Raw genomic sequence first — 19737 nt, 5'->3', positions numbered from 1 at the left:
GGGTGCTCGGGAGGCTAAGTTTGCGGGGTGGGTCGGCAGCGGGGGCAGGGGCGGCGGGTGGTCGCCCAGATCGGGGCGGGGGTCGCCGAGCTGTTGCCCGACCATGACCGGCCGCACGCGTACACGTTGCTGGTCGACGGCGCACCGCAGTCGCACGTCGACCTGGACGATCCCACGTACCTGGAGTTCGAGTACGTCCGCCGGATCGCCGCCTCGCTCGACCTGACCGCGCCGCCGTCGATGCCGCTGCGGGTGCTGCACCTCGGTGGCGGCGGGCTGACCCTGGCCCGCTACCTGACCGCCAGCCGGCCGGGCAGCCGGCAACGGGTGGTCGAGGCCGACGCCAAACTGGTCGACTTCGTCCGGGAGCACCTGCCCTGGCCCGCCGACCCCAAGCTGAAGCTCCGCGTCGGCGACGCCCGCACGGAGCTGACCAAGGCCCGCGACGACGAGTTCGACGTGGTGATCGTCGACGTGTTCGCGGGCGCCCGCACCCCGGCCAGCGTCCGCTCGGTCGAGTTCGTTCACGAGGCGGCCCGGGTGCTGCACCCGGACGGGCGCTACCTGGTCAACATGACCGACGGGCCGCCGCTGGGCCTGGCGCGCGCCCAGGTGGCCACGGTGTCCGCCGTCTTCCCGCAGGTCGCCCTGGTGGCCGACTCGTCGGTGCTGCGCGGCCGGCGGTTCGGCAACCTGGTGCTGACCGCGGCCAACAGCCCGCTCCCGACCGCCGCCCTCGCGCGACGGGTGGCCGGCGACTGGTTCCCGGGCCGGCTGGTCACGGGCGACGACCTGACGCGCTTCGCCGGAGGTGAGACGGTGGTCACGGACGCGGCCGCCACACCGTCCGCGCCGCCCCCGGTCGGGATGTTCGGCCCTCGTCCTGAGGTCGTCGAGTGAGAGAGTGGGTTCCGTGCAGCGGGTGATGCGGGTTCCGGAGGGCTACCACCTCGGTGGCTCGGTCGGTGCGATCCCGATGAGCCGCTGGGACCCGTGCGCCCGGTTCGACGGCGACACCTTCTGGTGGGCGACCCACACCCCGGATGGCCCCGCCACGCTTTCGCTACGCCGGGCGGGCGAGGAACTGACCGCCACCGGGTACGGACCGGGCCAGGATTGGGTGGTCTCGCAAGCGGACGCGGTGGCCGGACTGCGCGACGACCTCACCGGTTTCGCGGAGCTCGCGGCGGCCCACCCGGTGGTCCGTGAACTGGCCCGGGTGCACCGGGGCCGGCGCATCCCGGCGACCGGGGTCGTCTTCCCCCGCCTGATGCGGGCCATCTTCGAGCAGAAGGTGACCGGCAAAGAGGCCTACAAGGGCTATGCCGGCACGGTACGTGCTTTCGGGACCCCGGCACCCGGCCCGTTCGAGGGGCTGACGTTGCCGCCGCTGCCCGAAGTGATCGCCGCCCAGCCCTACTGGGTGTTCCACCCGTTCGGCGTCGAGCAGAAGCGCGCCGACACGCTGCGCCGGGCCGCGGCCGAGGCCGACCGGATCGAGCGCTGCGAGACGGCGGCCGAGGCGACGACCCGGATGCGGTCGATCCGCGGCATCGGCGTCTGGACGGCCGCCGAGGTGGTGCGCATCGCGTATGGCGACGCGGACGCGGTCAGCGTCGGCGACTTCCACATCCCGAACACGGTGGCCTGGAGCCTGGCCGGCGAGCCCCGCGGCGACGACGCCCGCATGCTGGAGCTCCTGGAGCCGTTCCGCGGCCACCGCGGCCGGGTCTGCATGCTGCTGGAGGCCAGCGGCATCATGGCGCCGAAGTTCGGCCCGCGGATGCCGATCAGGTCTTTCGCCCGTTTCTAGGGCTTCATCAGGCGGCGCAGGGCCCGGCCGCACCAGACCGCGTACGCCCGCTGGAACAACCGTGCTCCTGGGCCGGCCGCTTTCATCAGCCATCCGGCCGGCACGCTGAACGCCGTCACCTCGAACCAGGTCACGCCGTCGGCACCCTGGCTGACGACGAACGCCTCCTCGCCACGCGCCGGATGCCCTTCCAGCGTGCCGTAGCCCCAACCGGCGCGCCCCGGCTCGTCGACCACCCACACGACCCGGCACGGCGCCGGCAGCGGTCCGATGTGCATGGTCACGTCGACGCCCGGCGCCGCCCGCTCCGCGGCCGTGTTCACCTTGATGCCCGCCGCCCGGTGCATCCGCCAGGTCAGCACCGCCTCCGCGGCGGTCGCGAACACGTCGTGCCCGATCGCCGTGCGGTAGCGCAGGTGCCGGTAGCCGGGCGGCAGCGCGCCGGTCTCGGTAGCGCCGACCTCCGCGTAGGTCAGGGGCGTCACGTGGTCTCCATCCGTCGCCAGGCCAGCAGTGCGCACAACGCGAAGCCGACCGCGTTGAGCAGTCCGTGCGTCGCCACCATCCACGGGATCGACAGGTGCGGCACCGGGAACACGTGCCCGGCCGCCCAATCGAGCGCGAGCAACATGGTGACGACCAGCATGCCCGAGGAGATCACGAACAGCGTGCGGGCCCCACGCGTGGCCGGTAGGCGGGCCACGGTGAGCCCGCCGACCAACCACATCCCCGCGGTGAGCAGCACCGCGCCCGCCAGTTCGACCGGGTCACCGAGGAAGTAGCCGACCAGCACGGTGCCGGTGCCGACGGGCACACACCAGGCGGCGGCGCGACCGAGCGGGCCATCCCCGGTCGCCCGACAGACCAGCGCGGCGATGACGGCCGCGACGAGCCCGGCGTAGTGCAGGTGCGGCACGGTGAGCGCGAGTGTCTCGAGCGGGAAGCCGAGGAGCCGGTGGCCGGCGCGCTCGGCCACCAGCGCGGCGGCGGCGACCAGCGGCGCGGCCAGCCCGGTGGCCACCGCGACGTCGGCCGCCGCGAACCTGCGCAGCCGCCGCACCGCGACCAGAGCGAGCGCCACGGCCAGCAGCAGGTACGGGACGGCGAGCAGGGCGGCACCGGCTCCCCTCGGCAGCCAGAGCGCGACCGCCGCCAGCAGCCCGACCCACGGCCAGACCCGCCGAATCGCCACCGGCGCGCCGACCAGTCCCAGCGCGATCGGCACGAGCACCACCATGGCCAACGCGTCGACGAGGTTGAGGAGCACGATCACGGACTCATTTGAACACGTTCAAGTGAGTCTGTCGAGGCGCGCGGACGGGCACCGCCCATAGGATCAAGGCCATGCCCGACCGCGGAAGTCGGACGAGAACACTGTCGTCGAGCTCCCGCGCACTGACTCGGAGATTCCGGTGGGTGCAACAGATGCGACTCCGCGGCTGCCCTTGGCGCGCGCCGCCGACGAGTTCGTGCTCACCACCGTCCTGCTCTTTCTCGCGGTGACGGTTGTCCGATGGTTGCGCGGCCCCGACTCCCCGCTCTACATCGCCGACCTGACCGTCGCGCTCGCCGTCATCGGCGTCCTCAGCGGAGCCATCCTGTGCGGGCTGATCTTCACCCCGCCCGGCAGACGCAGCGGGGGCCACATGAATCCCGCCGTGACGGTCACGGTATGGCTGGTCGGCGTCTTTCCCCGTCGCAGCGTCCTGCCGTACGTGCTCGCCCAACTCGCGGGCTCCGTGGCGGGCACGGCTCTCGCGCGGGTGGTGTGGGGACGAGCGGTCTCGGTCCCGTTGGTCGACTACGCAACGATCAAGCACGCGCTGACTTGGGGACCCGCCTCGGTCTTTCTCGCCGAGGCCGGGGGCATGACCGTCCTGATTCTCGTCGTCGGGTTCTTCCTCGGTTATGCCCGCCTCGCTCGCCTGCTGCCCTTCCTCATCGGCCTCTACGTTGCCTTGGTGATCGCCCTGCTCGGCCCGCGCACCGGTGGCTCGCTCAATCCCGCGCGGCAGTTGGGCCCGGCGTCGCTCGCCGGGCAGGTCGACGATCTGTGGATCTACCTGGTCGCGCCGATGGTGGGTGCGGTTCTCGGCGCAGCACTCCATTACGTGCTCGTCCGGCAGTTCCACATGCGTCCGCCCCTGACGTACAAAATGCGCGAGTGAACGGGGGATCTAGCGATCCGCCCGGGCGTTCTGCGGGCCGACGAGGAGGAAGACCAACGCGGCGGCCGCGCAGAGGAACCCGGCTGCTCCGAGGCTTGCCACGTTCAGGCCGTGAACGGTCGCCGCGTCGGCCGCGGCTGGATGCGTGCGGAGATAGCTCGCGGCCGCCGTCCCGGCGATCGTGCTCAGCAGGGCGGTGCCGAGCGATGCGCCGATCTGCTGCGAAGTCATGACGGTGGCGCCGGCCACCGAGGTGTCGGCCCCGGCGCCGAAGGTCGCGGTGCTGTTGGCGGAGACCAGCATCCAGCCCGTGCCAAGGCCGACCAACAGCAGCACGGGGAACACGTGGAGCCAGTAGCCGGTTTCGACCCGGACGAAACCGAGCAGCAGAAGGCCGGCCGCCATCGCCAGCAGTCCCGGACAGAGCAGTGCCCGCACCGGTGCGCGCATCAGCAGCGGGCTGACCACGCGGATGCCGGCCAGCAGCCCGGCAGTGACGGGCAGGAAGGCCAGGCCCGCACGAATCGGCGAGTAGCCGAGCACGTTCTGCAGGTAGAAGGTGAGAAAGAACAGGGCGGCGAACATGCCCACCGCCAGGCAGAGCACCGCGAGGTAGGACCCGGCGCGGCGCCGGTCGAGTACCACTCGCGGTGGCAACAGCGGGCCCTTGACGCGGCTTTGCACCAGCGCGAACGCGGCCAACCCCAGCGCGCCGGCAGTCAGCGCCCCGACGGTGGATCGACTGCCCCAGCCGTTGGACTCGGCGTGGGCGAAGCCGTAGACGAGGGCCATCAGGCCGGCGGTGGCGAGCAGCGCCCCGGTGATGTCGACGCGTATCCCGCTCGTACGAGGCGTCGGACGTACCGCATAGAGCACGCCCGCCGTGGCGGCGACGGCGATCGGCAGGTTCACGTACATGCACCAGCGCCAGTCGAGAAAGCTGGTCAGCACGCCACCGAGCACGACGCCCAGGCCGGAGGAACTGCCGATGGCCGCGGCGTAGATCCCGAACGCCTTGCCGCGCTCGGCAGGAAGGGGAAATGCGTCCGCCAGGGCCGCGAGGATGGACGGCGTCAGCAACGCACCAAAGACTCCCTGCAGGCCCCTCGCGGTGAGCAGCATCGTCGGGCCGGCCGCCGCGCCGCCGATGGCGGAGGCGACGGCGAACCCGGTCAGCCCGATGATCAAGCTGCGGCGGCGGCCCATGAGGTCGGACAACCGGCCCCCCAGGAGTAGCAGGCCTCCATAACCGAGAGCGAAGATCGTGATCACCCATTGGCGGCTCGGGTCCGAGAGATCCAGCGATCTCTGCACGGATGGCAGCGCGATGTTCATGATCGTGAGGTCGAGGCCGATCATCAACTGAGCGGTCGTGACGGCGGCCAGCACCCACCATCGCCGGCTGTCGGGCGTGGTCGCCGAGACGATCGGAGGGGCGGCGGTCGTAGACATGGCACATCCTCGAATTCGTTGGCGGCGCCAACGATAGCAGCGAAACCGTTGGCGCCGCCAACGGGTTGGCTAGTATTCGCCGCATGGAGACCGCACCTGCCCGGTTGCGCGGAAAGGCCAGTTGGCTGATCGGCAGAATCACGCTGTACGCCCATCGGCGGATCGCCGACGCGCTTGCCGGCGAGGGCGCGCACGGCCACCACTTCTCGATCCTGGCGGCGCTGGTGGAGTTCGGTCCCGCCAGCCAGATCACCATCGGCCAGCGTTGCCTGATCGACCGCAGCGACATGGCCGAGATGGTGACGGAACTCGTCGATCAGGGCCTGGTCGTGCGAGCCACCGACCCAGGCGACCGACGGCGCAACGTGATCACCCTGACCCCTGCGGGTCGGCGCCGATTCGAGCGCCTGGACGCCGTGCTCGAGCAGGCCCAACGCGAGCTGTTCGCTCCGCTGACGCCCGCCGAGCACCACCAACTGGTCAACCTGCTGGGCCGTGTCTTCGACCACCAGCTGTCAACGGTGGGTGCTGAGCCCGTTCGCAGCCGGGGCCGGTGACCAGCTCGCCAGCCGGCGCAGGGCCTGCTCAGCGGAGGAACCAGGTTCGGCGGTATGCAGTGCCAGGATCTGCTCGGGATCGGCCGTGTGTGCCAGCGCCTCGTAGTTGAGCGTCAGCTCGCCGACGAGCGGGTGGCGCAGCCGGTAGGCGCCGTAGCTGTGCCGGTGCACGTCGTGGTCGGCCCACCAGCGGCGGAAGTCGCCGTCGCGGGCCGACAACTCGTCGACCAGTTCGGCAAGCTGCGCATCGTCCGGATTGCGCCCGGCGTAGAGACGCAAACCGGCGACGGCGCTGCGGGCCGCTTCCGGCCAGTCGACGTAGAGCTGGCGGGCCGCGGTGTCCAGGAACAGGAACCGGACGAGGTTGCGCTCCCTGCGGGGCAGCGCGTCGAAGTCGGTGTAGAGGGCGCGGGCGAGCGCGTTGGCGGCCAGCACGTCGCAGCGACGGCCGATCACGAGCGCCGGCACCTCGGTGAGCGCGTTCAGGGTGCGCGATAGACCCGGTCGCACACGCTGGCCCGGCATGAACCGATGGCTCGACGGGGACCGCTGCGGCTTTGCCAGCGTGAGGAGGTGGATGCGCTCGGTCTCGTCGAGGCGCAGCGCGCGGGCCAATGCCGTCAACACCGACTCGGAGACGTTCAGGTTTCGGCCACGCTCCAGCCGGATGTAGTAGTCGGTGCTCACTCCGGCGAGCCGGGCGACCTCCTCGCGGCGCAACCCCGGCACTCGGCGGCTCCCCGGCTGCGTGTTCAGGCCCGCGTCCTCCGGCGCCAACCGCGCCCGGCGCGTACGCAGGAAGGCCCGAAGTTCGGTGTTGCCCTCGCTCATGGCCTCCAGGCTATTGCGCTCGAGCAGGTGGTCCACCTGCCGGAACCCGTCGTGAGGGGGTCCAGTGGTGCCTCCCTCATCCCGTGGAATCGGTTCACTGCGGTGTTTGACTGGGCCCGAGGCCAGCACAACAGCGGAGAACACACCATGAAACACAGAATCCTCGGTGGTACGGGCATTTCGGTGAGCGAGCTCGCGCTCGGCACGATGATGCTCGGCGCGATGGGTAACACAGATCACGACGAGTCGGTGGGCATGATCCACACCGCGCTGGACGCGGGCATCAACTTCATCGACACCGCGGACGTGTACTCCGGCGGCGAGAGCGAGGAGATCGTCGGCAAGGCGCTGAAGGGGCGGCGCGACGACGTCGTCCTGGCCACCAAGTTCGCGCTGCCGATGGGATCGGACGACAACCAACGCGGCGGATCCCGCAGATGGATCATTCAAGCCGTGGAGGCGAGCCTGCGCCGTCTCGGCACCGACTACATCGACCTCTACCAGATGCACCGGTGGGATCCGGCCACGGACCCCGACGAGACGCTCTCAGCGCTGTCCGATCTGATCCGGGCAGGCAAGCTTCGCGCGATCGGCTCGTCGCTGTTCCACCCGGAGCAGATGGTCGAAGCGCAATGGGTCGCCGAGCGGCGTAACCACCACCGGTTCCGATCCGAGCAGCCGCCGTACAACATCCTGCTGCGCGGCATCGAGGCCACGACACTCCCGACCGCCCAGCGATACGGCATGGGTGTGCTGACCTTCGGCCCACTCGGCTCCGGCTGGCTCTCCGGCCGGGCCGACCCGGCGGCGGGTCACCGTAACGCCGGACCTGCCACACGGTTGTTCGACCAGGCAGAACCGGGAAACCAGGCGAAGGCGGATGCGGTCGCGGAGCTCACCGACCTCGCGGCGGCGGCGGGGCTGAAGATGTCCCATCTGGCGATCGCGTTCGTGCTCACCCACCCGGCGGTCACCTCGGTACTCATCGGTCCACGCACCCCCGCACAGCTCGCCAATCTGCTGTCCGGCGCCGGCGTTGAGCTCGACGACGATGTGCTGGACCGGATCGACGAGATCGTTCCGCCGGGCGTCAACCTCAACCAGAAGGACATCCTCTTCCTCCCCTCCACTCTCGGTGACAAGCGCAGCCGCCGCCGCGCCGGGAGTCCGGGACAGCCGAGCTGACCGGAAGGCGACAAGGTCGGCGATGCCCCACGGGCTCTGCGGCACGACGTGCGGGAACTGTTGCTTGGTCACATCGCCGAAGAGCGGACCGAAGCCTCACGTCTTGTCCAGCTCGGCACACCGGCCGGACGCGTGCTGGTGGGTCGCGATGAGCCGGGACAGCTCCGCAGCCCACGCCGTGGCCTTGTCCCGGTCGTTCCAGATCGCGGTCAGCACGCCGCCGGGCCGCAGCAGCCGGGCCATCTCCGGGTGCGCCAACTCCGGATCGAACCAGTGGTAGGCCTTCCAAACGGCTCGTCCCCGGACCACCCCGGCGGCAGGCCTAGGATTCGTGGGTGAATGCTTCTCCGGTCCGCTTGCTGCAGCCTCGTCGGCTGGAAGCTGTCAGGCGCTCCGGACTGCTCGACACCGGTGCTGAAGAACCGTTCGACCGCTTGACCCGGCTGGCTTGTGATCTGCTCGACGCGCCGTTCGGGTTTGTGACCGTCGTCGACGACCGTCGGTCGTTCTGGAAGAGCTGTGTGGGGACGACGGCGTCGGAGCTCGCCGACAGGCAGAACACGGTGGGCGAGTCGTTCTGCCAGTACGTGATCGAAGCGGACGACGCCGTCATCATCGGCGACGCGCGGCTGAATCCGATGACTCGCGACAATCCGTCCATCGCGTCGATGGGCGTGATCGCCTGGGCCGGTTTCCCGGTCCGGTCGCCCGACGGTGAGGTGCTGGGCACCTTCTGCGTCGTCGACGGGCGACCGCGGGAATGGACCGCGCAGCAGGTTCGGACGTTGGAGGTCCTCGCGCACGCGGCCAGCGGTGAGGTGGCGTTGCGGATCAAGGCCGATGAGGCGTCCCGCCTCGCTCTGGAAACCAGGGTGCTCGCCGAGACGTTGCAGGAGAGCCTGCTGCCTCGGGAACTGCCGGGCATCCCGGGTCTGGACACCGCAGCGGTGTACGTGGCCGGTGGCGAGGGCGGTGAGGTCCTCGGCGACTTCTACGACGTGGTCTACACGCCCGGCGGCTGGGCGGTCTTCGTGGGCGACGTCAGCGGCAAGGGCGCCCGGGCCGCCCGGACGACCGCGTTGGCCCGCTACACCCTGCGCGCCAGCGCGTTGCGGCACACCTCGCCGGGCGTGGTGTTGACCGAGCTCAACGCCGCGCTGCGCCAGTGGTTCGCGGAGACGTCCACGACGGGGTTCGCGACCGTCGCCTATGCACTCGTGCGCCCGCGCGGCGATGACGTCGCGGTGCGGCTGTGCACCGCCGGTCACCCGCCGGCCCTGTTGGTCAGGGCCAACGGTGACGTCGAGCAGTTCGGGCTGCCCGGCACGTTGCTCGGTGGCTTCGCCAGGGTCACGCTCAGGATCGACGAGACGGTCCTGCGGCCAGGCGACACGATGCTGCTCTACACCGATGGGATCACCGAGGCCCGCGACCGCAGCCGCGCCATGCTCGACGACGTGGGACTGCGGGCCATCCTGGGGCGGGCCACCACGGCGACGGCCGCCGAGCTCGTCGAGTCTGTCCGTGACCAGGCCCTCGCGTACAGCGACGGATCCATCCGCGACGACATCGCCATGGTCGCCATCCGCGTGCCGCCCGATTTCAGCGCATCGCGGTCTCGATCGGTTTGAACGGCCGGCGCACGGTTATCACTGGTTACTTAGCCGGAGGAGCACCGTGAGCCAAGCCAACGGGTGGGAGTCGTCGATGGACGGCTACTCGCTGTTGCTGCACGCCAGGTTCGACGGCACCTCACTGGCGGCAGTGCGTCATAAGGTGCTCGACGTCGCCGGCAGGTGTCGGATGAGCGGCGACCGACTCGACGACTTCGTTGTCGCCGTCAACGAGGTCATGACCAATGTCGTACGACACGGCGGTGGAAACGGACACCTGCGCTTGTGGCGGAACAGCGAACTGGTGTGCCAGGTCAGCGACCGCGGGCCGGGCTTCGAGGTCGCCCCGGTGCTGCGCCGCCGCAAGCCACGGCCATCCTCGTCAGGGGGTCTGGGCCTGTGGATGGCTCGCCGGATGAGCGACAAACTGACCATCACGAGCGGGCCGGCGGGTACGACGATCGGTGTCCACGCGTACCTCGGTGCGGGTCAGCGGTTGAGGTAGGCGGCCAGACCACCGAGCTCTTCGCTGGCGATGAACACCGACCGCACGTTGAGGATGGCTTCCTCCACGTGGGCGGAGCAGCCCCATGCCGGGTCGCCCCACGAATCGGCGACCTTGAGCTCGGCCGGTGCGGTGCAGCCGCGGGCGCCGCCGAGCTGGCAGCGCTCGGGGTGCGGCTTCGCGGCCTGGGTGGCCGCCGCGGCGCGCATCTGGGCGGTCAGCTCCGCGGCGACGGCGGCACGCTGCTCGGCCTCGGCGCGCAGTTCCCGCTCCGCCCGCACCGCGGCGGCGAGCTCGTCATGGGCTGCCGTGGCGCGTGCTTCCGCGGCCGCCTTCGCCTGTTCGATGTGGTGGCGTTCGATCGCCAGTGCCGCGGTGCCGGCGAAGACCCGGGCGAGGGCGAGGTCGACGTCCTGGGCGACGCGTGGCGTCCGGTGGTACATGGCGAAGGTGCCCAGCAGGCCGCCGTCGCGCGCGAGGATCGGGGTGGACCAGCAGGCAGCTAGTCCGGCCTGGCCGGCCAGGTCGCGGAAGTCGGCCCAGAACGGGTCGGTGGCGATGTCGGTGACGATGACCGGTTGCCGTCGGTGGGCGGCGGTGCCACAGGAGCCGACGCCTTCGCCGGTGGCGATTCCGTCGATGGCCTGGTTGTAGAAGTCGGGCAGGCTGGGTGCGGCGCCGTGGCGCAGGTGCCGACCGTCGGGATCGGCGAGCAGGACGGAGACGAGCACCTCCTGCGGTGCGAGGCTCTCGATGCAGCGGGCCATCCCGTCGAGCACCTCGGCCAGGGGCGCCTGGCGGGCGATCTGCTCCAGCAGGCCACGGTGTTCGGCCATGAGCTGTTGGGCGTGCTTGACCTGAGTGGTCTCCACGCCGATCACATGCGTGCCGGTCACGTCACCGCCGGCGTCTCGGCGCGGCTCGAAGGTGAAGTCGAAGAACGCCTCGCGGGCCGACGGGCCGGTGCCCAGCACGACCCGGACGTCGCGGTCCGTGGAGGCCTCGCCCGTGCGGTAGACCCGGTCCAGGCTCTGACCCGCCAGTTCGGGCACCAGGTCCGCCAACGCGACCCCGGTGGGGTCCCGTTGCTCGCCGAGCATGCCGCGGAACGCCAGGTTCGCCGTCTCGACCACATGCGTCGGACCAGCAAGAGCCGCGAAGGCTGCGCTGGACTGCCCGAACAATCCCCGCAGATCCGTCTCGGCTGGTTGGCCCGCTGCCGCCGGATCCGCGTCAGTCAACCGCTGACCTGATTCCGCCGTCATGTTGGGCCGCCTCTCACCTGCGGATTCGTGATCGATCATGGCTCAACCGTCAGTGACGGGGGCCAGACTACGCGGGCAGCCGTCCGATGCCTGCCGTTTGCCTCGGCGCAGGCCTGGGTATCCGCAACCGCGATGCGTCGCGTGACGTATCGGAAGCACCCGCGCGTCGAGTCTTCGAGAGCCGCGCCGGCCCGCGAGGAGCTCCCCTTGACCACCGCCAAGCGCACGTCTCCCGAGCGGCTGACCCGGTGAGCTGGGCGTCCGAGGCACGTGCCCGCGCGCGGAACCGGCTGATCGCCGCCCGCCTGGCAGCACCGCCGCCGTTCACGCCCGACGGTGCTGGCAGTCAGCCGATCCTCGTGCAGCGGCGGCCCACCCTGGACGATGGTCTTCCGCGCGGTGTGCGCACGGCGGCCGCCTGGGCGTGGCGAGCGATCGCGGTCGTCGTCGCCGCGTACCTGCTGCTGAAGATCATCGGCATGCTCAGCATCGTCGTCATCCCCGTCGCGATCGCCGTGCTGCTGGCCGCGTTGTTCGAGCCGGCTGCCGCGGCGCTGCGCGCCCGGGGGATGAACCGGTCCGTTGCCGCCGCGCTGGTGCTCGTCAGCGCACTGCTCGCCGTGTTCGGCGGGCTGGGGCTCATCGTGTGGACCTTCATCTCCCAGTTGGACGAGTTGGCCACCCAGGTCCGTGAAGGCATCGTCACGATCGAGGACTGGCTGGCGCGAGGCCCCCTCGCGATCTCGGAAGGCCAGCTCAGCGATGCGGTGGCCGCGCTACAGCAGAAGGTTACGGAGAACCAGGGCGCGGTCGCCTCCGGCGCTCTCACCACCGCGACGACGGTCGGCGAGCTGCTGACGGGGTTCTTCCTGGTCCTGTTCACGCTGTTCTTCTTTCTGCGCGACGGCGCCCAGATCTGGCACTTCGTGTGCCGCCTGGTGCCCCGCTCGGCTCGGTGGAGGACCGCGCGCGCCGGCCACTACGCCTGGCACAGCCTTGTGTCGTACGTCCGGGCAACGGTCTTCGTCGCGTTCGTCGACGCGGTCGGGATCGGGATCGGCCTGCTGGTGTTGCGCGTCCCGCTCGCGTTGCCCCTGGCCGCTCTCGTCTTCCTCACCGCGTTCATCCCCGTGGTCGGCGCCACCGTCTCCGGTGTCGTCGCGGTGCTCGTCGCTCTCGTTGCCAACGGGCCGGTGGCGGCCCTGATCGTCCTGGCGATCGTCATCGCCGTGCAGCAGCTCGAAGGCAACGTGCTCCAACCAATGATCATGGGCCGGGCCGTGTCCCTGCACCCGCTCGCCGTGCTGCTCGCGATCGCCACCGGGATCGTCGTGGCCGGCGTCGTCGGCGGTCTCGTCGCCATTCCCATCCTCGCTGTGGCCAACACGGCCATCCGATACCTTCTCGACCACCCCGCCGGAGACCCGACACCCGACGACGGGTCAGGCGACGGTGACGGCGACGGTGTGCCAGCCGGTGGCTCCGTCGGGGAACGGGTTGGCACGTTCGCCGGGCTGCCCGGTGCCGCTGCCGTCGACCGCTCGGACGCGTAGCGAGTGCTGGCCGGGTCGGGCCTGCCAACGGTGGGTCCATTGGATCCACGTATCGAGGTTCGGTTCGGGGAGCAGCGTCGCCGGCTCCCACGCGCCGTCGTCGACCTGCACCTCGACGGCGGCGATTCCTCGACCCTGGGCCCAGGCGACCCCGGCGACCGTCACCGGCCCGGCGGCGAGGCGGGCGAACGGGCCGGGTCGGTCGATGCGGGACGCGGTCTTGACCGGTGCCCGTGCGGCGTATCCACGGCGCACCCAGTAGGCGTCGAAGGCGTCAAAGGTTGACAGCTCGATGTGCGTGATCCATTTGCCGGAGCCGGCATAGCCGTAGACGCCCGGAGTGAGCATCCGGACCGGGAAGCCGTGTTCGAGCGGGAGCGGTTCGCCGTTCATCCCGACGCAGAGCAGAGCCTGCTGGGTGCCGGGCGTCGTGCCGGTGTCGAGCACGGTGGCCGTCGGCGTGCCGATGGTCATGCCGTCCACGGATCGGGCGACGATCTGGTCGGCGCCGGCGTGGACGCCCGCTCGGCGCAGCAATGCCGCGAGGGGCACGCCGAGCCACTTGGCCGTGCCGACGTAGGGCCCGCCGACCTCGTTCGACACACAGTTGAGGGTGACGTACTCCTCGACCATCGGCTGCCGGAGCAGGTCGTCGAAGCTGAGCGCGAAGGGCTTGTCGACCATGCCCCCCACGCTCAGCGTCCACCGGTCCGCGTCGACCCGCGGCACCGACAACGCGGTGTCCACCCGATAGAAATCAGCGTTCGGCGTGACGAATCCCGGTGCCAGACCGGCCGGCAGCGCCGGGGCAGGTCGCGCTGGGCGGGGCAGGCGCACGCGGTCGCGGGTGCGGGCGGCGGCCCCGCCGAGGATCTGCGAGCCGGCGGCAGCACCAGCGGTCGTGACGACGATGGCGACCCCACCGAGGAAGGCCCGCCTGTTCAACACACCCGTCCGGCCGACGCTGCCTGTTGGGGGCGCTGCCCTCAGCATCCCAACCAGCACCGCGCCCGCGACGATCGTGCTGACCAGCGCCGGGATGACGTCCAGACCCGATGCGCCGGGGCGAGTCAGCGCCGCAACGACGCCGAGACCCCCTAGGGCGGCGAACCCGGTCGGGCCAACCCATCGCCTGCGGGCGGCGACGATTCCGAGGACGGCCGCCACGAGGGCGACCGCGCCTCCGATTCCCAAAAGCAGCAACGGTTTGTCGTACGTGCCGGCCGTGCGGACGGCGAACTCCTTGACCCGGGCCGGCGTGGCGTCGACAACCATGGCGCCGACCGCGTACAACGGCCCGGACTGTTGGTTGATGACCGTGGCGACCAGTTGCCCGGTCGAGACCCCGAGCGCCGCCGAGACCAGGCCGGCGAAACCGGGCCAGAGGAGCCGCCGCACGCGTCAGGCCGGGGGCATGAGGACGGTGTCCACGATGTACACCGTGGCGTTGGCGGTCTTGACGTTGCCGCAGACGACCTTCGCGTCGCCGTTGGCGGTGAAGTTGGCGCCGCTGCCGGCGACCATCAGGTTCTGCCCTTCGAGGGTCATCTGCGTGCCGGCCAGCGTCTCGGGAGTGAGCTGCCCACCCGTCACGACGTGGTAGGTCAGAATCTTCGTCAGCTTCTCCTTGTCGGCCAGCACCTGGTCGAGCTGCGCCTTGGGAATCTTCGCGAACGCGTCGTTGGTCGGTGCGAAGAGCGTGACGTCTTCCGCGCTGTTGAGCGAGTCGACCAGACCCGCCTGCTTGACCGCGGTGACCAGCGTGGACAGCAGCGGGTTGCCCGACGCGGCGGTCGCGACCGGCACCTGCGCCATCGCCTGGAAACTGCCGGCGTTCATCGGATCGGTGGGCACGGCGGAGCAACCTGAGCCGAACTCACCCGCGACCATCGCGGGGCTTGACGTCATGGCTGACGAAGGCGCGCTGGCCGGTGGATTCGCGTTCTGCGCGTCGCCAGCATCACTACCGCAGGCGGCGACGGTCAAGGCGAACGCTGCCACGGCGGCAACGGCGACGAACTTCGGGAGACGCATGGTGGATCCCTTCGGGGAGAACGTGTGTGCAGAAGGGATTCGGATCTATCCGCCGCCCGGATTGGTCGGGTTGGGCAACTTTCTTCCCATCACTCGAACGTGACCTGTCGGAAGGAGATCCCCGGGGGCATAGGGTCGACCACATGCCGTCGAAGAAGGCTCCTGCTGTCGAGGTCGAGGTCGCCGGGCACGCCGTGCGGCTCAGTAGTCCGGACCGGGTGATGTTTCCCCAGGCCGGCTATACCAAGCAGGACGTGTTCGACTACTACCTGGCCGTCGGCGACGGGATCAGCCGCGCGCTCGACCATCGCCCGACCACCCTCCAGCGGTTCCCCGACGGGATCGACGGGGAGGCGTTCTACCAGAAGCGGCTGCCCGCTCGCGGCACCCCGGACTGGCTCAACGGCGCCGAGATCACCTTCCCGAGTGGGCGCAAGGCCACCGAGCTCTGTCCCGTCGACCTGGCCCACGTCGCCTGGGCCGCGCAGATGAACACCGTCGTCTTTCACGCCTGGCCCGTGCGGGCCAAGGATCCCGACCACCCCGACGAGCTGCGGATCGACCTCGACCCCCAGCCGGGCACTGACTTCGGGAACGCGGCCGAGGCCGCCGGGGAGCTTCGTGCCGTGCTCGATGAGATTGGCGCTATCGGCTGGCCCAAGACCTCCGGTGGCCGCGGGGTGCACGTCTACCTCCGGATCCAGCCGAGGTGGACCTTCGTCGAGGTGCGGCGCGCCACGATCGCCCTGGCGAGGGCACTGGAACGGCGCCGGCCCGATCTCGTCACCACTAGCTGGTGGAAGGAGGAGCGCGGGGAGCGGGTGTTCGTCGACTTCAACCAGATGGCCCGCGACCGCACCATCGCGGCCGCCTACTCGCTGCGGGCCAACGCCCGGGCCACCGCCTCGACGCCGTTGACCTGGGACGAGCTTCCCGACGTCGAGCCCAACGACTTCGATCTGCGTACGCTGCCGCAGCGGTTCGCCAAGGTCGGTGACCCGCACGCCGGGATCGACGACGCCGCGTTCGACATCACACCGCTGCTCGAGTGGTCCGCGGCCGACGAGCGCGAAGGCCACGGCGACATGCCCTACCCGCCCGATCACCCCAAGATGCCGGGCGAGCCGCCCCGCGTGCAGCCGAGCAAGAAGAACCCGGCCAACTGGACAGAAGGCTAGAGCGCCAGCTTCATGCCCTCGTGGGTCGCCGAGAAGCCCAGCGACTCGTAGAAGCGGCGCGCCTCCGACCGGCGCTTGTCGGTGGTGAGCTGCACCAGCGCACAACCCGACGCGCGCGCCTCCGAGACTGCCCACGAGATCATCCGTCGGCCCAGGCCGGCACCCCGGTGTGCGGCGGCGACGCGTACACCCTCGATCTCCATGCGCAACGCCCCCCGGCGGGTGAGCGACGGGATCAGGATGAGCTGCATCGTCCCCACAACCGAGCCGCCAACGACGGCCACGACCACCGTGTTGCGTGGGTCGCCGTCCAGGGCGTCGAACGCCTGCCAGTAGGCCGCGTCGATCTCCTCCGTGACCGTTTCGCGGCCCGCGCCGATCGGGTCGTCTGCCAGAAGGCCGACAATCGCCGGTACATCGGACCGCAAAGCGGACCGGAAGATCAGATCAGTCACGCGGAGCAGCCTCGCACATCGACAGGCGGGTGCATGATGATGCGCCATGAGGGCCTTGCTGCTGCCGTTCAAGGTGATCCACCGCGGGCTGGTCTACTTCGCCAACTCGCCGCGGACGCTGATGATGTCGTACGCGCTGATGATCGTCATTGCCGCGGCGCTATACAGCGTGTTCGAGAAGGTCAACGTCGGCGACTCGCTCTGGTGGGCGGTGGTCACCGCGTCCACCGTCGGCTACGGCGACATCTCGCCCGACACCTGGCAGGCGCGCGCGATCGCCGTCGTGCTGATCTCGACCATGGTGCTGCTGGTGATCCCGCTGATCACGGCGCACTTCGCCAGCCGGCTGATCGTCGACAACGACGCGTTCCGGCACGAGGAGCAGGAAGAGCTGAAGAACAACCTGCGCGTCGTACGCCAACTGCTGGAGGAGCTGAGCGCCCGGCAGGCTACTTCGCCGGGCAGCGCTTCCCCTCTGGCGGAACGGTCAGATTGAGCAGGTACTGGTCGACCGCGTCGGTGATGCAGCTCGTCTGGGGGTAGGCCGTGTGGCCTTCGCCCTCCCAGGTCAGCAGGTGGCCGACGCCGAGCATGTTGGCCAGGGCGGGCGCCTGCGCGTACGGCGTGGCCGGGTCGCCGGTCGTGCCGACCACCACGATCGGCGCGGAACCGGTGGCCGGACCGGTCGGGTACGGGTCGTGCCCGCCCGGCCAGACCGCGCAGGTCAGCATGCCCACGGCGAGCGGCGCACCGAACATCGGGATCTGCGAGCGCCACTGGCCCTGGAGGGTGCGGACCTGCTTGACGTCGGGCACCGCCTTCGCGTCGGCGCAGTTGACGGCGATGTTGGCGTCGAACAGGTTGGAGTAGGTGCCGTCGGGCGCCCGCTCCGCGTACGCGTCGGCGAGCTGGAACACCTGCGCCGGCTTGCCGTCCTCCAGCGCCTTGATCGCGCTGCCCAGGGCCTGCCAGCCCGACTGGGTGTAGAGCGACGAGATCACCGCGTAGAAGACCCAGCCGGACGTCGCCTTGCGTCCGTCGGCGCCGGTCACCGGTGACACCTCGGCCTTGTCGATCTGGGTGTTGACCGCCGCCTTGGCGTCGGGTGCGATCGGGCACTGGTCGGGTGTCGAGTCGCACCACTTGGCGAAGTTGTCGAACGCCAGCGCGAAGCCCTTGGCCTGGCTCTGCGAGCCGGCCACGAAGCTCTGCCGCGGGTCGACCGCGCCGTCGAGCACCAGCGCCCGCACGTTCTTCGGGAAGAGCTGGGCGTACGTGGCGCCGAGCAGGGTGCCGTACGAGTAGCCGAGGTAGGTCGTCTTCTCGTCGCCGACGGCCTTGCGGATCGCGTCCATGTCCTTGGCGGTCTGGACCGTGGAGAAGAGCTTGAGCTTGTCGCCGTACTTGGCTTCGCACTCCTGGCCGATGGTCTTGTTGAGGTCGACCAGCCCGTCGAACTGGGCCTGCGTCTCCGGGTCAGGCACGTAGCCGAAGCTCTCGTCGAGCTGGGCGTCGGTGATGCACTCGACCGGGCTGGACCGGTCGACCCCGCGCGGGTCGAAGCCGACGATGTCGAAGCGCTGGGTCACCTCGTCGGGGATGCCCTGGAAGGCCGCGCCGAACGAGAGGTAGACGGCCAGGTTGACGCCGGAGGCACCGGGGCCGCCGGGGTTGACCAGCAGCGAGCCGATGCGGTCGTGCTGCTTCTTGTTGCGTACCCGGATCAGCGCGACGTCGAAGGTCTGTCCGTTGCCGGCGTCGGACCAGTCCTGCGGAACCTTGATGGTCGCGCAGTCGTACGTCATCCCCGACGCACCCCGGCCGACGAGCTGGTTCGGCACGTCGGGGCAGGGGCGCCAGGCGGCCTGGCCGGGCGCGGCCGGGGAGGGCGCCGCGTTGTTGTTGCCGGCGTTCGGTGAGATGACCGGCACGGTGCAGCCGGTCAGCACGAGCAGGCCGGCGAGCAGGCCGACCAGGAAAAGCCGCTTACGCACGTTCAGACTCCCGTCCCGGCTGACGGGTCGCCGCCGAGCACCTCGTCGACATCGAACCGGACCGGCCGGTCGAGCTGGTCGTAGCCGCAGGATCGGGGGTCGCGGTCCGGACGCCAGCGGACGAACTGGGCCGTGTGCCGGAACCGGTCGCCCTCCATCGCGTCGTAGCCGACCTCGACCACCAGGTCGGGCCGAAGCGGCTCCCAGGCCAGGTTCTTGCCGCCGGTCCACCGACTCACCCCGCCGGGGCGGCGCTGGCCGGTCGCCGAGGTCGGGCCCACCTGCTGCTCGTCGTTGTCCGCGTCGATCCAGGGGTGCTCGGCGGGCTCGCGGTAGTCGGCGAGCTCGTCGAGCAGCTCCGACCGGCGGGCCATGCTGAACGACGAGGAGACGCCGATGTGGTGCAGGGTGCCCGCTTCGTCGTAGAGGCCGAGGAGCAGCGAGCCGACCACCGGGCCGGACTTGTGCCAGCGGAACCCGGCGACCACGGCATCGGCCGTACGCGCGTGCTTGATCTTGAACATCAGCCGCTTGTTGGGCTCGTAGGCGATGTCGGCCGGCTTGGCGATCAGCCCGTCGAGCCCGGCACCCTCGAAGATCTCGAACCAGCGCCGCGCGGTCTCGATGTCGTGCGTCGTGGGCGTGATGTGCACCGGCGACTTGACCTTGGCCAGGGCCTTCTCCAGCTTGGCCCGGCGGGTCGCGTACGGCTGGTCGACGAGCGACTCGTCGCCGAGCGCGAGCAGGTCGAACGCCACGAAGTCGGCCGGGGTGCTCTCGGCCAGCAGCTTGACCCGGGACGCGGCCGGGTGGATCCGCTGGGTCAACCAGTCCCACTCGAGCTTGGGCTGCTGACCCTCCTCACGGTGGATGACCACGATCTCGCCGTCGACCGCACACCGCTCCGGGAGCTGGGCCTTGGCCTGCTCGACCACCTCGGGGAAGTAGCGGGTGAGGGTCTTGCCACCCCGGCTGGCCAGCTCGACCTCGTCACCGTCGCGGAACACGATGCACCGGAAGCCATCCCATTTCGGCTCGTAGCTCATGCCGTCGGCCTCGGGGATCTGCGGCACGCTCTTGGCAAGCATCGGCTCGACCGGCGGGTTGATCGGCAGGTCCATCCCTCAGAGTCTT

The 19737-nt window shown here is 70.3% G+C and carries 21 protein-coding genes; 10 read left to right on the top strand and 11 right to left on the bottom strand.

Features of this window, described 5'->3' with window-relative positions; genetic code table 11:
• Positions 1-27 precede the first annotated feature (27 nt).
• Together BLV39_RS20620 and BLV39_RS20615 are read left to right on the top strand one after the other, a co-directional pair.
• Complete coding sequence (locus BLV39_RS20620; protein WP_090795004.1) at positions 28-900, top strand: spermidine synthase; 873 nt, start codon at positions 28-30, stop codon at positions 898-900.
• 25 nt (positions 901-925) lie between these two features.
• A complete protein-coding gene (locus BLV39_RS20615) occupies positions 926-1813 on the top strand; it encodes a DNA-3-methyladenine glycosylase family protein (RefSeq protein ID WP_090797606.1) in 888 nt (295 codons plus the stop codon).
• On the opposite strand, the gene BLV39_RS20610 is transcribed toward BLV39_RS20615, so the two are convergent.
• A complete protein-coding gene (locus BLV39_RS20610; RefSeq protein WP_090795000.1) occupies positions 1810-2298 on the bottom strand; it encodes a DUF1990 domain-containing protein in 489 nt (162 codons plus the stop codon). The two genes, BLV39_RS20615 and BLV39_RS20610, sit on opposite strands and share 4 nt — an antisense overlap.
• Positions 2295-3086 (bottom strand): YndJ family transporter, encoded by a 792-nt coding sequence (locus BLV39_RS20605; RefSeq protein WP_090794997.1) that lies wholly within the window; start codon positions 3084-3086, stop codon positions 2295-2297. Before BLV39_RS20605 ends, BLV39_RS20610 begins: the two co-directional genes overlap by 4 nt.
• A gap of 139 nt (positions 3087-3225) precedes the next feature.
• Between BLV39_RS20605 and BLV39_RS20600 the strand changes: the two genes are divergently transcribed.
• The gene (locus BLV39_RS20600; protein ID WP_204082842.1) at positions 3226-3981 is read left to right on the top strand and encodes an MIP/aquaporin family protein; all 756 of its coding nucleotides are present in this window, start codon (positions 3226-3228) and stop codon (positions 3979-3981) included.
• A 9-nt stretch (positions 3982-3990) separates the two neighbouring features.
• On the opposite strand, the gene BLV39_RS20595 is transcribed toward BLV39_RS20600, so the two are convergent.
• On the bottom strand, positions 3991-5433 hold the full coding sequence (locus tag BLV39_RS20595; RefSeq protein ID WP_090794990.1) for an MFS transporter: 1443 nt from the start codon (positions 5431-5433) through the stop codon (positions 3991-3993).
• Positions 5434-5516: 83 nt separating this feature from the next.
• Between BLV39_RS20595 and BLV39_RS20590 the strand changes: the two genes are divergently transcribed.
• Positions 5517-5990 (top strand): MarR family winged helix-turn-helix transcriptional regulator, encoded by a 474-nt coding sequence (locus tag BLV39_RS20590; protein ID WP_090794988.1) that lies wholly within the window; start codon positions 5517-5519, stop codon positions 5988-5990.
• On the opposite strand, the gene BLV39_RS20585 is transcribed toward BLV39_RS20590, so the two are convergent.
• Entirely contained in the window at positions 5949-6821 is an 873-nt protein-coding gene (locus tag BLV39_RS20585; protein ID WP_090797604.1) for a helix-turn-helix transcriptional regulator, read from the bottom strand. The two genes, BLV39_RS20590 and BLV39_RS20585, sit on opposite strands and share 42 nt — an antisense overlap.
• A 147-nt stretch (positions 6822-6968) precedes the next feature.
• Between BLV39_RS20585 and BLV39_RS20580 the strand changes: the two genes are divergently transcribed.
• The gene (locus BLV39_RS20580; protein WP_090794983.1) at positions 6969-8006 is read left to right on the top strand and encodes an aldo/keto reductase; all 1038 of its coding nucleotides are present in this window, start codon (positions 6969-6971) and stop codon (positions 8004-8006) included.
• Positions 8007-8102: 96 nt separating this feature from the next.
• Here BLV39_RS20580 and BLV39_RS43075 read toward each other — a convergent pair whose 3' ends face one another.
• Positions 8103-8264: a hypothetical protein gene (locus tag BLV39_RS43075; protein ID WP_176984996.1), complete on the bottom strand. Its 162-nt coding sequence runs from the start codon at positions 8262-8264 to the stop codon at positions 8103-8105.
• Positions 8265-8341: 77 nt separating this feature from the next.
• Here BLV39_RS43075 and BLV39_RS20570 point away from each other — a divergent pair, with 77 nt between their 5' ends.
• Together BLV39_RS20570 and BLV39_RS20565 are read left to right on the top strand one after the other, a co-directional pair.
• Positions 8342-9637, top strand: coding sequence for a PP2C family protein-serine/threonine phosphatase (locus BLV39_RS20570; protein ID WP_090794975.1), 1296 nt, complete (start codon positions 8342-8344; stop codon positions 9635-9637).
• A gap of 46 nt (positions 9638-9683) precedes the next feature.
• Positions 9684-10124 (top strand): ATP-binding protein, encoded by a 441-nt coding sequence (locus BLV39_RS20565; protein WP_143049823.1) that lies wholly within the window; start codon positions 9684-9686, stop codon positions 10122-10124.
• Here BLV39_RS20565 and BLV39_RS20560 read toward each other — a convergent pair.
• The gene (locus BLV39_RS20560) at positions 10109-11365 is read right to left on the bottom strand and encodes a GAF domain-containing protein (RefSeq protein WP_244895844.1); all 1257 of its coding nucleotides are present in this window, start codon (positions 11363-11365) and stop codon (positions 10109-10111) included. The genes BLV39_RS20565 and BLV39_RS20560 overlap by 16 nt on opposite strands.
• 272 nt (positions 11366-11637) lie before the next feature.
• On the opposite strand from BLV39_RS20560, the gene BLV39_RS20555 reads away from it, so the two are divergent.
• A complete protein-coding gene (locus BLV39_RS20555) occupies positions 11638-12942 on the top strand; it encodes an AI-2E family transporter (protein ID WP_239083814.1) in 1305 nt (434 codons plus the stop codon).
• Here BLV39_RS20555 and BLV39_RS20550 read toward each other — a convergent pair.
• Positions 12832-14340: a molybdopterin-dependent oxidoreductase gene (locus BLV39_RS20550; RefSeq protein WP_090794964.1), complete on the bottom strand. Its 1509-nt coding sequence runs from the start codon at positions 14338-14340 to the stop codon at positions 12832-12834. The genes BLV39_RS20555 and BLV39_RS20550 overlap by 111 nt on opposite strands.
• A 3-nt stretch (positions 14341-14343) precedes the next feature.
• A complete protein-coding gene (locus BLV39_RS20545; RefSeq protein WP_090794960.1) occupies positions 14344-14976 on the bottom strand; it encodes a fasciclin domain-containing protein in 633 nt (210 codons plus the stop codon).
• A 143-nt stretch (positions 14977-15119) separates the two neighbouring features.
• On the opposite strand from BLV39_RS20545, the gene ligD reads away from it, so the two are divergent.
• The gene (gene ligD / locus BLV39_RS20540) at positions 15120-16154 is read left to right on the top strand and encodes a non-homologous end-joining DNA ligase (RefSeq protein WP_090794957.1); all 1035 of its coding nucleotides are present in this window, start codon (positions 15120-15122) and stop codon (positions 16152-16154) included.
• Here ligD and BLV39_RS20535 read toward each other — a convergent pair.
• Positions 16151-16609: a GNAT family N-acetyltransferase gene (locus BLV39_RS20535; protein ID WP_090794954.1), complete on the bottom strand. Its 459-nt coding sequence runs from the start codon at positions 16607-16609 to the stop codon at positions 16151-16153. The two genes, ligD and BLV39_RS20535, sit on opposite strands and share 4 nt — an antisense overlap.
• Positions 16610-16655: 46 nt before the next feature.
• Here BLV39_RS20535 and BLV39_RS20530 point away from each other — a divergent pair, with 46 nt between their 5' ends.
• Complete coding sequence (locus BLV39_RS20530) at positions 16656-17105, top strand: potassium channel family protein (RefSeq protein WP_090794952.1); 450 nt, start codon at positions 16656-16658, stop codon at positions 17103-17105.
• On the opposite strand, the gene BLV39_RS20525 is transcribed toward BLV39_RS20530, so the two are convergent.
• Both BLV39_RS20525 and BLV39_RS20520 read right to left on the bottom strand, forming a co-directional pair.
• Complete coding sequence (locus tag BLV39_RS20525) at positions 17059-18603, bottom strand: alpha/beta hydrolase (RefSeq protein WP_090794949.1); 1545 nt, start codon at positions 18601-18603, stop codon at positions 17059-17061. The two genes, BLV39_RS20530 and BLV39_RS20525, sit on opposite strands and share 47 nt — an antisense overlap.
• 2 nt (positions 18604-18605) lie before the next feature.
• The gene (locus tag BLV39_RS20520; RefSeq protein WP_090794946.1) at positions 18606-19724 is read right to left on the bottom strand and encodes an ATP-dependent DNA ligase; all 1119 of its coding nucleotides are present in this window, start codon (positions 19722-19724) and stop codon (positions 18606-18608) included.
• Positions 19725-19737: the final 13 nt, after the last annotated feature.

Origin of the sequence: Asanoa ishikariensis, from assembly GCF_900107455.1 — a bacterium.
Lineage (GTDB): Bacteria > Actinomycetota > Actinomycetes > Mycobacteriales > Micromonosporaceae > Asanoa > Asanoa ishikariensis.
The sequence above is the reverse complement of the archived record's forward strand: the minus strand, read 5'-3'. Positions and strand labels throughout refer to the sequence as shown.

Excerpts from the sequence above, each read along its gene's own strand:
- BLV39_RS20615 (WP_090797606.1), top strand. The coding sequence starts at position 926 with ATGCGGGTTCCGGAGGGCTACCACCTCGGTGGCTCGGTCGGTGCGATC.
- BLV39_RS20595 (WP_090794990.1), bottom strand. The coding sequence starts at position 5,433 with ATGTCTACGACCGCCGCCCCTCCGATCGTCTCGGCGACCACGCCCGAC.
- BLV39_RS20590 (WP_090794988.1), top strand. The coding sequence starts at position 5,517 with ATGGAGACCGCACCTGCCCGGTTGCGCGGAAAGGCCAGTTGGCTGATC.
- BLV39_RS20585 (WP_090797604.1), bottom strand. The coding sequence starts at position 6,821 with ATGAGCGAGGGCAACACCGAACTTCGGGCCTTCCTGCGTACGCGCCGG.
- BLV39_RS20580 (WP_090794983.1), top strand. The coding sequence starts at position 6,969 with ATGAAACACAGAATCCTCGGTGGTACGGGCATTTCGGTGAGCGAGCTC.
- BLV39_RS20545 (WP_090794960.1), bottom strand. The coding sequence starts at position 14,976 with ATGCGTCTCCCGAAGTTCGTCGCCGTTGCCGCCGTGGCAGCGTTCGCC.
- ligD (WP_090794957.1), top strand. The coding sequence starts at position 15,120 with ATGCCGTCGAAGAAGGCTCCTGCTGTCGAGGTCGAGGTCGCCGGGCAC.
- BLV39_RS20530 (WP_090794952.1), top strand. The coding sequence starts at position 16,656 with ATGAGGGCCTTGCTGCTGCCGTTCAAGGTGATCCACCGCGGGCTGGTC.
- BLV39_RS20520 (WP_090794946.1), bottom strand. The coding sequence starts at position 19,724 with ATGGACCTGCCGATCAACCCGCCGGTCGAGCCGATGCTTGCCAAGAGC.